At 74.6% G+C, this 12,771-nt stretch carries 14 protein-coding genes; 6 read left to right on the forward strand and 8 right to left on the reverse strand.

The genetic code is table 11. The features are described 5' to 3' along the window. The first annotated feature begins 18 nt into the window (after nucleotides 1-18). Together AB0I16_RS03785 and AB0I16_RS03790 are read left to right on the forward strand one after the other, a co-directional pair. Nucleotides 19-906 (forward strand): aminoglycoside phosphotransferase family protein, encoded by an 888-nt coding sequence (locus AB0I16_RS03785; RefSeq protein ID WP_363247699.1) that lies wholly within the window; start codon nucleotides 19-21, stop codon nucleotides 904-906. A 46-nt stretch (nucleotides 907-952) separates the two neighbouring features. Continuing rightward, the gene (locus AB0I16_RS03790) at nucleotides 953-1,432 is read left to right on the forward strand and encodes a GNAT family N-acetyltransferase (RefSeq protein ID WP_363247700.1); all 480 of its coding nucleotides are present in this window, start codon (nucleotides 953-955) and stop codon (nucleotides 1,430-1,432) included. Nucleotides 1,433-1,463: 31 nt separating this feature from the next. Here AB0I16_RS03790 and AB0I16_RS03795 read toward each other — a convergent pair whose 3' ends face one another. Both AB0I16_RS03795 and AB0I16_RS03800 read right to left on the reverse strand, forming a co-directional pair. Beyond that, entirely contained in the window at nucleotides 1,464-2,504 is a 1,041-nt protein-coding gene (locus AB0I16_RS03795; RefSeq protein WP_363247870.1) for a zinc-binding dehydrogenase, read from the reverse strand. 83 nt (nucleotides 2,505-2,587) lie between these two features. Beyond that, complete coding sequence (locus AB0I16_RS03800) at nucleotides 2,588-3,799, reverse strand: FAD-dependent oxidoreductase (protein ID WP_363247701.1); 1,212 nt, start codon at nucleotides 3,797-3,799, stop codon at nucleotides 2,588-2,590. A gap of 143 nt (nucleotides 3,800-3,942) precedes the next feature. Here AB0I16_RS03800 and AB0I16_RS03805 point away from each other — a divergent pair, with 143 nt between their 5' ends. Further along, the gene (locus AB0I16_RS03805; RefSeq protein WP_363247702.1) at nucleotides 3,943-4,641 is read left to right on the forward strand and encodes a pentapeptide repeat-containing protein; all 699 of its coding nucleotides are present in this window, start codon (nucleotides 3,943-3,945) and stop codon (nucleotides 4,639-4,641) included. A gap of 91 nt (nucleotides 4,642-4,732) precedes the next feature. Here the strand turns inward: AB0I16_RS03805 and AB0I16_RS03810 are convergent, their stop codons facing one another. The 3 genes from AB0I16_RS03810 to AB0I16_RS03820 all read right to left on the reverse strand — a co-directional run bounded on the left by AB0I16_RS03810 (nucleotide 4,733) and on the right by AB0I16_RS03820 (nucleotide 7,224). Next, entirely contained in the window at nucleotides 4,733-5,236 is a 504-nt protein-coding gene (locus AB0I16_RS03810) for a hypothetical protein (RefSeq protein ID WP_363247703.1), read from the reverse strand. An 87-nt stretch (nucleotides 5,237-5,323) separates the two neighbouring features. Beyond that, on the reverse strand, nucleotides 5,324-5,971 hold the full coding sequence (locus tag AB0I16_RS03815; protein WP_363247704.1) for a response regulator transcription factor: 648 nt from the start codon (nucleotides 5,969-5,971) through the stop codon (nucleotides 5,324-5,326). Then, complete coding sequence (locus AB0I16_RS03820; protein ID WP_363247871.1) at nucleotides 5,968-7,224, reverse strand: sensor histidine kinase; 1,257 nt, start codon at nucleotides 7,222-7,224, stop codon at nucleotides 5,968-5,970. Before AB0I16_RS03820 ends, AB0I16_RS03815 begins: the two co-directional genes overlap by 4 nt. 499 nt (nucleotides 7,225-7,723) lie before the next feature. Here AB0I16_RS03820 and AB0I16_RS03825 point away from each other — a divergent pair, with 499 nt between their 5' ends. Next, nucleotides 7,724-8,281, forward strand: a complete 558-nt coding sequence (locus AB0I16_RS03825; RefSeq protein WP_363247705.1) for a heme-binding protein — start codon at nucleotides 7,724-7,726, stop codon at nucleotides 8,279-8,281. A gap of 130 nt (nucleotides 8,282-8,411) precedes the next feature. Then, nucleotides 8,412-9,809, forward strand: coding sequence for a M1 family metallopeptidase (locus AB0I16_RS03830; RefSeq protein ID WP_363247872.1), 1,398 nt, complete (start codon nucleotides 8,412-8,414; stop codon nucleotides 9,807-9,809). Between the two features lie 45 nt (nucleotides 9,810-9,854). Here the strand turns inward: AB0I16_RS03830 and AB0I16_RS03835 are convergent, their stop codons facing one another. The 3 genes from AB0I16_RS03835 to AB0I16_RS03845 form a co-directional block, all read right to left on the reverse strand. Further along, nucleotides 9,855-10,910: a hypothetical protein gene (locus AB0I16_RS03835; protein ID WP_363247706.1), complete on the reverse strand. Its 1,056-nt coding sequence runs from the start codon at nucleotides 10,908-10,910 to the stop codon at nucleotides 9,855-9,857. After that, nucleotides 10,907-11,242: a PadR family transcriptional regulator gene (locus AB0I16_RS03840; RefSeq protein ID WP_363247707.1), complete on the reverse strand. Its 336-nt coding sequence runs from the start codon at nucleotides 11,240-11,242 to the stop codon at nucleotides 10,907-10,909. Before AB0I16_RS03840 ends, AB0I16_RS03835 begins: the two co-directional genes overlap by 4 nt. A gap of 232 nt (nucleotides 11,243-11,474) precedes the next feature. Next, nucleotides 11,475-12,050, reverse strand: a complete 576-nt coding sequence (locus AB0I16_RS03845; protein WP_062782923.1) for a TerD family protein — start codon at nucleotides 12,048-12,050, stop codon at nucleotides 11,475-11,477. Between the two features lie 222 nt (nucleotides 12,051-12,272). On the opposite strand from AB0I16_RS03845, the gene arfB reads away from it, so the two are divergent. Continuing rightward, nucleotides 12,273-12,734 (forward strand): alternative ribosome rescue aminoacyl-tRNA hydrolase ArfB, encoded by a 462-nt coding sequence (arfB, locus tag AB0I16_RS03850; protein ID WP_363247708.1) that lies wholly within the window; start codon nucleotides 12,273-12,275, stop codon nucleotides 12,732-12,734. Nucleotides 12,735-12,771 lie beyond the last annotated feature (37 nt).

A 12,771-nucleotide genomic window follows, 5' to 3' on the forward strand; every position in this document is an offset into this window, starting at 1 on the left:
GTGGGTAGGGTCGCGGGCGTGATCGACATTCGCGTGCCCGACGGGCTGATCGAGTCGCAGCACCTGTACGCGGGGGAGGCCGGCCGCGCGTTCGTCGCCGGACTCCCCGCGCGCGTGCGGGAGTTCGCCGAGCGCTGGGATCTCACGCCCGACGGTGGCCCGATGCACGGGCAGGCGGCACTCGTGCTGCCCGTGCTGCGGGGCGACGGGACGCCCGCCGTGGTCAAGTTCCAGGTCCTCGACGAGGAGACCGAGGGCGAGCCGGTCGCGTTGCGGATGTGGGGCGGTGACGGGGCCGTGCGGCTCCTCGACCACGACGCGGCGACCGGCACGATGCTGCTCGAACGGCTCGACTCCCGGCGGATGCTGTCCACCATGGCCGACACCCGCGAGGCCGTCCTCGTCATCGCGCGGCTCCTCGCCCGGCTGACCGCGGGGCCCGCCCCCGCGGGCATGCGGCGGCTCGCGGACATCGCGGCGGAGATGCTCGACGCGCTGCCGGACGCCCTGAAGGCGGTGCCCGACCCGGCGGACCGGGCGCTCGTCGAGCGGTGCGGGGGTGCCGTGCGCGAGGTGATGGGAGAGGCGGGGGACCGGATGCTCCACTGGGACCTGCACTTCGAGAACGTCCTGGCGTCCGAGCGCGAGCCGTGGCTCGCCATCGACCCGAAGCCGCTGGCCGGCGACCCCGGCTTCGACCTCTGGCCCGCCCTGAACAACGCGTTCGCACCGGACGAGGTGCGGTGGCGCTTCGACGCGATGACCGACGTCCTCGGCCTCGACCGGGAGCGGGCCCGCGCCTGGACGCTCGGACGTGTCCTGCAGAACGCGCTCTGGGAGATCGAGGACGGCAGGCCGCTGGACGCCGACGACCTGGAGCTCGCCCGGCGGCTCATCGGGGAGTGAAGGGGGCGCAGGCGAGGGTTCAAAGACAGGGTCTTAACCTGCCCGCATGATTCGTACCGCCGTACCGGCCGACGTGCCCGTCATCCATGCCCTCGTCCGCGACCTCGCCACGTACGAGAAGGCGGCCGACGAGGCCGTGGCCAGCGAGGCGCAGCTCCGCGAGGCGCTGTTCGGGGAGCGGCCCGCCGCGTTCGCGCACATCGCGCAGGACGACGCCTCCGGCGAGACCGTGGGCTTCGCGCTGTGGTTCCTCAACTTCTCGACGTGGCGCGGGGTGCACGGCATCTACCTGGAGGACCTGTACGTACGCCCCGAGGCGCGCGGCGGCGGCCACGGCAGGGCGCTGCTCACCGAACTCGCCCGCATCTGCGTCGAGCGCGGCTACGAGCGCCTGGAGTGGTCCGTCCTCGACTGGAACGAGCCGTCGATCGCCTTCTACCGGTCGCTCGGGGCGCGGCCCCAGTCGGAGTGGACCGTGTACCGGCTGACCGATGACGCGCTCTCGGCGCTCGGTGGCGGCGCCTGAGACCTGACGGCGGGTTCGCCGACGCCCGGGGTCAGGGGACCAGGACCACCTTGCCCATCGTGCCGCGGGACTCCAGTGCGCGGTGGGCCGCGGCGGCCTCGGCCAGGGGGTAGCGCTGCACGGCCGGGGTGAAGTGGCCCGTGCCCGCCTCGGCGAGGGCGGCGAGCTCCAGGGTGCGCAGCGGGTTGTCACCGCCCACCCGGCGCAGCATCGCCGGGCCGAGGACGTCGACGCGCGTGATGCCGCGCGCGGCCAGTTCCTCCTCGCTGAGCGGCTCGCCGTCGTGCGGGCCCCTGCCGGACCAGCCGAAGACGAGGTGCACGCCGCCGGGGCCGAGCAGGTCCACCGCGGCCCGGCCCGCGTCGCCGCCCACGCCGTCGAAGACGACCGTGGCGGAGCGCCCGCCGAGTTCCTCCTTCAGGTACGCGCGCACTTCGTCGGGCCAGGCCGGGTCCTGGTAGTCCACGGCCAGGTCGGCGCCGTTCGCGCGGACGCGGGCCGTCTTCCCGGGGCCGCCCGCCAGGCCGATGACCGTGGCCCCGCGATGTCCGGCGTACTGCGTGAGGAGCGTGCCGATGCCGCCGGCCGCGGCGGGCACGACGACCACGGAGCCGGCGGCCGGCTCCGCGAACCGGAGTATCCCCATCGTCGTGCGCCCCGTGCCGATCAGGGCGACCGCCTCGGGGAAGTCCAGGCCGGCCGGCAGCTCGTGGAGGCGGGAGACCTCGGTGACGGCCTGTTCGGCGTAGCCTCCCCCGGAGTTGGGGGAGCCCAGGGGGGTCTCCAGCGTGAAGCCGAGGTGGGCGACGACGCGCTTGCCGAGCCAGTACGCGTCGACGCCCTCGCCCAGCGCCTCGACCGTGCCCGCCACCTCGCGGCCGGGGATCGTGGGCAGGGCGGGCAGCTCGGGCAGCGGGCCCTGTACGCCCTCGCGGATCGCGGTGTCCAGGAGGTGCACGCCGGCCGCGGCCACGGCCACGCGGACCTGGCCGGGGGCCGGTTCGGGGCGCGCCGTCTCCTCGTACACGAGGTTCTCGGCGGGGCCGAAGGCGTGGAGGCGGACGGCGTGCATGGTGCTGCCTCGGGGGGCGGGCATGAGTGCTCCTCTGGGACGCGGGCGGCCGGCGGGTGCCGGTGGCCTCGTCCCGCAACCCTTCAACCTGAAGTGGAATTGAGGTCAAGCCCCCGCTTCGTCCTCCACTCCGGCCTCGTCAGCGCCAGCGACACGGCCTCCACCGCGCTGTTCAACGACACCTCGGAGAGCAGGCCGGGCGCCGCCACCTGGTCGCCCGCCAGGTACACGCCGTCGCCGCGGTCGATCGCGGGACGGTCGCGCCACGTGGTGCCGGGGTGGTCCACCGCGCCCGTACGGCCCGTCGCCACCGAGGCGCGGCGCCACGTCAGCCGCTCACGCCAGCCGCTGAACCCCAGGTCGAGCAGGTGCTCGGCGCGGGCGACGCCGTCCGCCTTCGACTCGTCGGGGGCGAGCGGGAGCTGCGCCTGCACGAGCTGTTCGCCCGCCGGGGCGAGGGTGCGGTCCTGGGCGGTGAAGCGTTCGACCCAGCCGGTGCGGTCCAGGTCCGACACGGCGAAGGCGTCCCCGCGCCGCGTCCGGAACGCCACGTCGACGAGGGTGGTGCGGCCGCTCTCCCAGCGCAGGGCCGGGTCGCCGCCGAGCAGCCTGCGGGCCGCGTCGAGCGACGTGGCCACGATGACCGGGCCGCGCCCCGTGACGTCGGCGATGTCGTCGACGCGGGCCAGCGTCTCCACCCGGACGCCGAGGTTCCAGGCCATCCCCGCCATGCGGTCGATGACCGAGTCCCAGCCGCCGCGCGGGTAGTGCGCCTCCGGGGGCAGCTTCGCCGTGCGGCGCAGGCGCTCCTGCGTGAAGCGGGCGGAGAGGGAGCCGGGGTCGTGGTGGAACGTGGCCACGGCGACGTAGTGCGCGGCGGCCCGCGCGCCCTCCTCGCCCACATGGCGCGTGGCCCAGGTGAGGAAGTCCTCGTCGACGGGTGCCTGTTCGCTCCTGTGGCGGAGCAGCTTGAGCAGGGCGAGGGGCGGGGTGCGGCGGAGCCTGCCGCGGTGGTGGAAGCGGAGCCGGGCGCCCTCCAGGGGCGGCAGCGGGGCCAGGGGGCCGATGAGGTCGCGCTGCTTGAGCCAGGTCCAGTGCGGGCCGCCGTTGTAGAGGGCGTGCGGGCCCTCGTTCGTCCGGTACGGGCCCTGGGCGGTGCGGGCCCGGCCGCCGAGGGTGTGGTGGGACTCGTGCAGGGTCACGCGGGCGCCGGCCTCCGCGGCGGTGATCGCCGCGGTGAGTCCGGCGAAGCCGCCGCCGATGACGGTGACGTGCGTGGCGTGGGGCGTGGGCATTGCGGGGCTTCCTCTCTGCGGGCTTCGTCCTCTACGACGGGTGGGGCGGGCCGGGATGTGACATCGGGCGGGGGTGTGCGCGGGGTGTCCCGCGGGGCGTTGTCGGCGCGGGCGTTGTCAGTGGGGGCGTGCAGGATGGGGGGATGGCTCAGACGACGAAGTCCTCGCGGTCCTCGAAGGGCGCTCCGGTGGTCAAGGCGGCGCGGCGGGCGGAGGTGCGGCTGCCCTCGCTGCGGGCGTTCGACGGCGGGGAGCTGGTGCCCGACGGTGACTATGACGGGGTGGAGTTCGACGGCCTCGACCTCGGGGGGATGGACGGGGGCGGCGCGCTCTTCATGGACTGCGCGCTGACGGGCTGCGGGCTCGGGGAGACCCGGCTGAGCCGGGCCCGCTTCGTGGACTCCGTCGTGCGGGAGCCGCGAGGGGTGGGCACGGACCTGGCGGAGGCGTCGCTGCGGGACGTGGAGGTGGTGGACGCGCGGCTCGGCGGTGTGCAGTTGCACGGGGGCGTGCTGGAGCGGGTCGTGGTGCGGGGCGGGAAGATCGATTACCTGAACCTGCGGAAGGCGCGGCTGCGGGACGTGGTCTTCGAGGACTGCGTGCTGGTGGAGCCGGACTTCGCGCTGGCCTCACTGGAGCGGGTGGCGTTCGCCGGCTGCTCGGTGCGGGGGGCGGACTTCAGCGGCACGCGGATGAAGGACGTCGATCTGCGGGCCGCGGGGGAGCTCCACATCGCGCGCGGCATCGAGTGTCTGGCGGGGGCGGTGATCAGCCCGGAGCAGCTGATGGACCTGGCGGCGGGTTTCGCGGCCCAGGTGGGCGTACGGGTGGCCGGCCTCTAGGCCGCTCCTACGATGCGGTCTCGCTGCGGAGGGGCGGGCGAGCCGGGCGGGGGGCGTCGGCCGCGGGGCGGCGGGGCTCTCGAAGCACGCCCTAGGCGGGGAGGCGGGGGTAGCGGGCGAGGAGGGACCACAGGGCGGGGTTGTCCGCGAGGGAGTCGTGGAGGTCCGTGAGGTCCGCCACGAGGTCGTGGAGGAAGTCGCGCGCCTCGCGCCGGAGCTCGGCGTGGGAGAAGGCCAGCGGAGCCTCCTCCGCGTCCATCCAGTCCGCCTCGATGTCCACCCAGCCGAACCGCCGGACGAACAGCATCCGATCCGTGGACTCGGTGAAGTCCAGCTCCGCGTACTGCGGCCGCGAGGCCCTGCTGCCGAGCGGGTCCTCGTCCAGGGCCTCCACGATGTCGCACAGCGCCCACGCGAAGTCGAGGACGGGCACCCATCCCCAGGCTGTGGACAGTTCCCGGTCCGCCTCGGTGTCCGCCAGGTACACGTCCCCGCAGAACAGGTCATGGCGGAGCGTGCGGACGTCCGCGCGGCCGTAGTCGAGCTGCGGAGGGTCAGGGAAGCGGCGGGAGAGCGCGTAGCCGATGTCGAGCACGGAGCCGATGGTGTCACGGCCTGGCCGCCGGCCGCGCCGGACCGGTTGATCCGCCTCCGCCGCACGGCCCCGCGGGCGGCCCCGCGGTCACGGCAGCAGCCGCTGCTCCTTCGCCACCGCCACCGCGCCGGCCCGCGTGTCGACGCCGAGCTTGTCGTAGATGCGGCCCAGGTGGGTCTTGACCGTGGCCTCGCTGATGAACAGGGCGCGGGCGATGTCACGGTTGCCGAGGCCCCGCGAGAGCTGGCCGAGGATGTCGCGTTCGCGGTCCGTGAGCGTGGGCCGGGGGGCGCGCATGCGGGCCATGACGCGTGAGGCGACCGGCGGCGAGAGCGTGGTGCGGCCACGGGACGCGGCATGGATCGCCGAGAAGAGCTCCTCGGGACGCTCCGCCTTGAGGAGGTAACCCGTGGCGCCCGCCTCGATCGCCCGCGTGATGTCCGCGTCGGTGTCGTACGTCGTCAGGACGAGGACGTGCGGCGGGGCGCCCGGCGACGGCGAGGCGATGCGGCGCGTCGCCTCCACGCCGTCGATGCCCTCGCCGAGCTGGAGGTCCATGAGGACCACGTCCGGCGTCAGCTTCGCGGCCAGGGCGACCGCCTCCTCGCCCGTGCCCGCCTCGCCGACCACCTCGATGTCCGGCGCGCTGCCGAGCAGGGCGAGCAGGCCCGCGCGTACGACGACGTGGTCGTCGCAGACCAGGAGGCGGACGGGGCGTGGTGCGCGGTCGTTCATGGCAGCGGCTCCGGCGGGGGCGATGGGGCGTCGGGCGGGGGCGGCGCGTGGGACGGGGGCGGTGCGTCCGGCGGGGGCGGCGTCGGGCCGAGGGGGATCGCCACGGAGAGGACCGATCCCTCACCCGGCGCCGACTCGATGGTCAGCGTGCCGCCGAGCTGCCGGGCCCGCGCGCGGATCGCGGGCAGGCCGTGGCCGCGTACGCCCGTCGGCGGCGTCGCCCCGGACGGCGGGGTGAAGCCGCGGCCGTCGTCCGCGACGTCCAGGACCACCTGGTCGTCGAGGAGGGTCAGGGTCAGCGCCGCGGTGGTGGCACCGGCGTGTTCTCGTACGTTGGCCAGCGCGCCCTGCGCCGTCCGCAGCAGCGCGGAGCCGACCCGGTCCGGCAGCGGCACGGGGGCGCCCTCGGCGTGGAAGCGCACCGTGAGCCCGGCATCCGACTCCCGCTCCGCGAGCGCCCGCAGGGCCTGCGGCAGACCGCCGCCGTCGGCGAGGTCGGCGGGCGCCAGGTCGTGCACGAAGCGCCGGGCTTCGGCGAGGCCGCGCTCGGTGACCGACTCGGCGGTACGGACATGGGCACGGGCCTTCGCCGGGTCCCTGTCCCAGAGGCGGTCGGCCGCCTGGAGCAGCATCTGCTGGCTCGACAGGCTCTGGGCGAGGGTGTCGTGGATCTCCATGGAGAGGCGCTGGCGTTCGGCGAGCGTGCCCTCGCGGCGCTCGGTGGCGGCCAGTTCGCGGCGGGTGCGGATGAGGTCGTCGATCAGTTCGCGCTGGCGGGCGGCCTGGCGCCGCATGTGGATGAAGACGGCCGTCGCGATCGCCGAGACGGCGGGCGGCCCGAGGACCAGGTCCGGGTCGAAGCGGCCCGCGAGCCGCAGCTGCGACGCGACCACGCAGCCGGTCAGGACGGCCACCAGGGCGAGGGCCGCGCGCGGCGGCAGCGTGCGCAGCCCGGTGTAGAAGAGCGGCACCGCGCACCACCCGAAGCTCGGCGCGAGCACGACGAGGACCAGCCAGACCGCGACGACCAGGGTGAGCCAGGTGAGATCGCGGGGGGCCGGGCGGGCACCGGGTTCCAGGGAGGACGGCGTGGCGCGCCTGTCCCGCGATGTGCCCGTCAGGAAGGGGAGGGCGTAGAGGAGGGCCAGGACCGCCGAGAGCGCGATGATCCACGGGAGGCGCGCGCCGCCGGGGTGGCGCAGCAGGAAGCGGGCCAGCGAGGTGGCGAGGAGCAGGAAGAACGTCGCGTGCATGACGGCCGCGAGCCAGCGGGCGTCGGGATCCGGTGCGGGGGTGCCGGGGCCCGACGGGCGGGGGCGGTGGCCCGGCGTGCGCTGTCCCACGGGGCGCCTCCCTCTCGTACGGGTGTCTCCGGCCGGTCGGCCGCCCGTAGCTCGTAGCGCCGTCACGCGGTCGCTGAACTGGGCGGACACCTCATTGTGGCCCGGTCGGGCCAGCGGGGGGTCAACCGATCGGCCGACCCCGGCATCGGCCGAGCCGCGCGCGGCTCCCAGCCGGTCCGTGGAGGGGCGGGGCACGGGTGCGACCCCAGGATGGACGGCAGAGGGCGGAGAGGGACAGCCACCTCCGGCACCCTCCCTCGCTCCTCCCACCCGCAGCGCCTTCACCACGTCGGGTGTTCACCACGGCGGGTGTTCACCACGTCGGGTGTTCACCACGTCAGGTCTTCACCACCCCAGGCCGTCAGCCCCGCGGCGCCTTCGCGCGCCGCCACCACCCCAGGAGCCCCCGATGCAGAAGCTCTCCCTCCGTACCCGCGCCCTCACCGTGACCGTCGCCGCCGCCGCGCTCGGCGCCGGGGTCTTCGGTGCCGTCTCCGCCAGCGCGGGTACGCCGGACGCCGCCGCGAAGGCCGCCGTCACCGCCGACGCGGGCGACAAGAACCTCACCCGGTCCACGCACCTGACCGTCGCCGCCGCCACCAAGGCCGCCCAGGCCGCGCTCGACGCCGCGAAGAAGGAGAACCAGCGGGTATCCGTCGCCGTCGTCGACCGCAACGGCAACACCATCGTCACGCTGCGCGGCGACGGCGCGGGCCCGCAGTCCTACGAGTCCGCCGAGAAGAAGGGCTACACCGCCGTCTCCTGGAACGCCCCCACCTCCGAGCTGGCCGGGCGCCTGGACAAGGTGCCGAACCTCAAGGACATCCCCGGCACGCTGTTCCTCGCCGGTGGCGCCCCGGTGACCGCCAAGGGCGCGCCCGTCGCGGGCATCGGCGTCGCGGGCGCCCCGAGCGGCGACCTGGACGAGAAGTTCGCGCGAGCCGGTGCGGCGGCGCTCAGCCGCTGAGGCCCGCGGGCCACGGGCGGCGGCGGACAGCCGTCCGCAGGGAACATATGCCGCATAAGATCACCGCGTGGACCTGCGAAGACTCCCGGCCGCCCGCGCCGCCGCCCGTGCCCTGACCTGCGGTGTCACCCTGCTCGCCACCGCGGCCGTCGGGGCCTGCGGCGGTACGGGCACCGGCGGCACTCCGGGCGGGGACGGCGTGCGCGACCCGTACTTCCCCAAGCTGGGCAACGGCGGCTACGACGTCACGCACTACGGGCTGACCCTCGGTTACGAACCCGCTGCGGGGCGCCTCACGGGCACCGCCGAGATCACCGCGCGCGCCACCAAGAACCTCAGCGCCTTCAACCTCGACCTGCGGGGGCTCGACGTCTCCGGCGTCACCGTCGAGGGCGAGGCGGCCCGCTTCCGCCGTGCGGGCCACGAGCTGACCGTCCGCCCGGCCGACGGCCTGGCCAGGGGCCGGACGTTCCACGCGAAGGTGCGCTACTCCGGCACCCCCGAGACCGTGACCGACCCCGACGGCTCCGAGGAGGGCTGGCTCAGGACCGCCGACGGGGCGCTCGCGCTCGGCCAGCCGGCCGGTTCCATGGCCTGGTTCCCCGGCAACCACCACCCGAGCGACAAGGCCGCCTACGACATACGGATCACCGTCCCCAAGGGGCTGCGGGCCGTCTCCAACGGCGAACCGGCCGGTGGTGTGGACGGCGAGCCCGCCAAGAACGGCCGCACCACCTTCTCCTGGCACAGCCCCGAACCCATGGCGAGCTATCTGGCGACCGTGGCCATCGGGAAGTACGAGACGGAGTCCACGACGACGAGGCGCGGGCTGCCGGTCGTCACGGCCGTCGACATCAAGGGCGCCGAGGCGGGCCGGAAGGCCCTCGCGAAGCTCCCGGCCGTCCTGGAGTGGGGCGAGAGGAACTTCGGCCCCTACCCCTTCTCCGCCGCCGGCGCCGTCGTCGAGCGCGAGCGGGACGCGGGGTACGCCCTGGAGACGCAGACCCGCCCGGTCTTCCCCGGCGCCCCCAGCACCGGGCTCCTCGTCCACGAACTGGCCCACCAGTGGTTCGGCGACTCGGTGACGCCGATGTCCTGGCGCGACATGTGGCTCAACGAGGGCTTCGCGACCTACGCCGAGTGGCTGTACGCGGAGGACCACGGCGGCGACAGCGCGCAGCACGTCTTCGACCAGCTCTACGCGGGCACGCGCTACGCGAAGCCCGCGGACGACGCCGCCGTCTGGGCCTTCCCGCCCGGCAGGCCGCCCGACGCCGCGCACATCTCCGACCCGCCGGTCTACGAGCGCGGCGCGATGGTCATCCACAAGGTCCGCCGCGCGGTGGGCGACACCGCCTTCCGCGCCCTCGTGCGCGGCTGGACCAGGACGCACCGGCACGGCAACGCGAGCACCCGGGACTTCACGGAGTACGCCGAGCAGCACGCGGGCGGCGAAGCGGCCCGAGCGAGGGTCCGCCGGATCTGGGGCGACTGGCTCTACGGGGACGGCAAACCGGACCGCCCCTGACCCTGGCCCTGACCCTGACCCGCCACCGGCCGTGCGGGTCGGGCGTCAGTCCGCGGGGCGGCGCGGCGCGGGCCGGATCTCGCGCCACTCCGTCCAGAGGGCCCACAGCAGGAAGGTTACGACCGCGACGTGCAGGGCCGTCCAGAACGGCGAGCCGCCCCCGCCGCCGACCAGGTCGTCCACCAGCAGCACCGTGAAGAACAGGGCGGCGGCCCCCGTCCCCCACAGCTTCCTGCGGGCCAGGCGGCCCTTGCGCGCGGGGCCCTCGGCCAGCCGCAGCGCGTACACCTCCACGTCGCCGAAGGCGTCCTCGGCGCTCTCGCCCTCCGGCGCGGCGGCGAGGTGCTGCCGCGCCTCCCGCACATGGCCGCGTGCCTCGGCCGCGGGCATCGCGTGCCTGCCGCGCAGGAGCCTGCCGAGGCGGGCGAGCCACGCCTCGTCGTCGCCCGCGGGGGGCGGCGCGGCGAGCCACCGGTCGATACGGGCCTTCGGGAGCGCCGCGGCCGCCGCCGCCACGGCCGCGCAGCCGAGCGCGAGCACCGGCAGCGGTACGCGGAACAGCCGCTCCTCGGGGAGGACGGCCGCGAGCACACCGCCGCCGAGCAGGGCGGTGACGCCTCCGGCCGCGAAGCCCCCCATGCCCCGCCACCGCCCGGCCGCGCCGGCCACCACGGCGAAGGACGCGCACGCCAGGGTGAGCGCGATCGCCGCGAGGGCCGCCGCGCCGGACGGCGTCACTTCCGCCCAGAGGCCGTCCTGGACCCAGTCGAGCACGCAGAGCCCGAGGCCGAGGAGGCCGAGCGACACCTGGGCGGCGACGATCCGCTCGCCGGGCGTCAGGCCGTCCGCGTCGACGCGGGCACGGTGTGCCTCGCCGATGCGCTCGGCGGCGACGGTACGCGCGTACTCCTCCGGGGTCCCGAGGACCTCCGGCGCGGGCCTGCCGGCCTCGGTCACGATCTCGTGGGCCTCGGCGAGCACCTCGTCGGCGAGCCCGACGGGCGCGTCGTGCCGCAGCACGAGGCGCACCTCGACCGTCGCGGCCCAGTCCTCGTCCTCTTCCCTGGTCCATGTGAGGCTCGTGCCCCGTGTCCCGCTCATGCGTCCCCCTCTGCGAGGAGCGAGGCGACGGTCCGGGTGAACTCACCCCACGCAGCCTGGTCACGCCGCAGCCTCGCCCGCCCCTCCTCGGTGATCCGGTAGTACTTCCGCCCGGGGCCGCCCTCGCCCGCGCCCCACTCGACCTCGACGGCGCCCTCCTCTTCGAGGCGGGTGAGCGCGGGGTAGAGGGTCGCGGGCTTCACGCCCGTGAACCCCGCTTCGGCGAGCCTGCTGAGCAGCGCGTATCCGTAGCTCCTCGGCTCGCCGTCGAGGATTCCGAGCAGGCACAGGGGCAGCGCGGCGCGCGCCCAGGAACCGTTCACGACGCCCACGGCACCCCTTCTCCTCGCACGGTCGCGCCGCCAGGACGACCCCCGGGCGACTATTCAAGTATTCATACTAGTGGGAGTTCCCGTCAACGGAGGGGCCGGACGGAACGCGGTCACCGGGGGCCGAACGCAGAGAAGCCCCACCCGCACGCCGTGGTGAACGGTGTGCGGGCGGGACTTCTCCGGGCTCCGGCCGGCCGGGGCGTCAGCGCCCTCGGTCGGCCGTCGGGGGACCTCAGACGTTGACGCCGAAGTCCTGGGCGATGCCGACCAGGCCCGAGGCGTAGCCCTGGCCGACGGCGCGGAACTTCCACTCCGCGCCGTTGCGGTACAGCTCGCCGAAGACCATGGCGGTCTCGGTGGCGGCGTCCTCGGAGAGGTCGTAGCGCGCGATCTCCGTGCCGCCCGCCTGGTTCACGATGCGGATGAACGCGTTGCGGACCTGGCCGAAGTTCTGCGAGCGGTTCTCGGCGTCGTAGATCGAGACCGGGAAGACGATCTTCTCGATGTCGGCCGGCAGACCCGCGAGGTTGACGTTGATCTGCTCGTCGTCGCCCTCGCCCTGGCCCGTGACGTTGTCACCGGTGTGGACGATGGTCTGGTCCGGCGTCGCCTTGTTGTTGAAGAAGACGAAGTGCTGGTCGGAGTAGACCTTGCCCTGCGTGTTCACCGCGATCGCGGAGGCGTCCAGGTCGAAGTCGGTGCCGGTGGTGGTGCGGACGTCCCAGCCGAGGCCCACGGTGACGGCGGTCAGGCCCGGAGCCTCCTTGGTCAGCGAGACGTTGCCACCCTTGGACAGGCTTACTGCCATTGTTCGGGAGTCCCTTCCCTCGTTTGCGTGCGCACTCTGGGTGCGCTGGGCGCTTCGTACTGGGGACGAAGCTACCGTCATCGGTACCAACGCCGTCCAGCGTCCCGAGGTTCCAGTTCCCTCCACTTCCCTTTACTTTCTTTACCCGGTGGCCGGGAGGGGGCGGGGCCGCCCCGGAAAAAGAGCGTGACGTGAGCCCGACAGGCGCGGGACCATGGGGGCATGTCCGGTCTCAGCAGGGGGTCCGGGGGTCTCTCCCCGGAAAAGCTCCGTATCCGCGGTTCGGTCTCCCTGCCGGAGGCCGAGCTGATGTGGCGTTTCTCGCGGTCCTCCGGCCCCGGCGGCCAGCACGTGAACACCAGTGACTCCCAGGTCGAGCTGCGGTTCGACCTCGTGAACACCGGCGCGCTGCCCGACGTGTGGAAGGAGCGGGCCGTCGAGCGGCTCGGCCCCCGGCTGGTCGGCGGCGTCATCGGCGTACGGGCGAGCGAGCACCGCTCCCAGTGGCGCAACAGGGAGATGGCCGTCACCCGCCTCGTCTCCCTGCTCGCCGAGGCCACCGCCCCGCCGCCGAAGCCGCGCCGCCCCACGAAGATCCCCCGTGGCATCAATGAACGCAGGCTGCGGAACAAGAAGCAGCGCGGCGAGACCAAGCGCGGGCGCTCGGGCCAGGGCTGGGGCTGAGCGGGAGCGCAGGGCTCGGCGGGAGCGCAGGGCCCCG

The organism is Streptomyces sp. NPDC050703 (assembly GCF_040654435.1).
Taxonomy (GTDB): Bacteria; Actinomycetota; Actinomycetes; order Streptomycetales; family Streptomycetaceae; genus Streptomyces.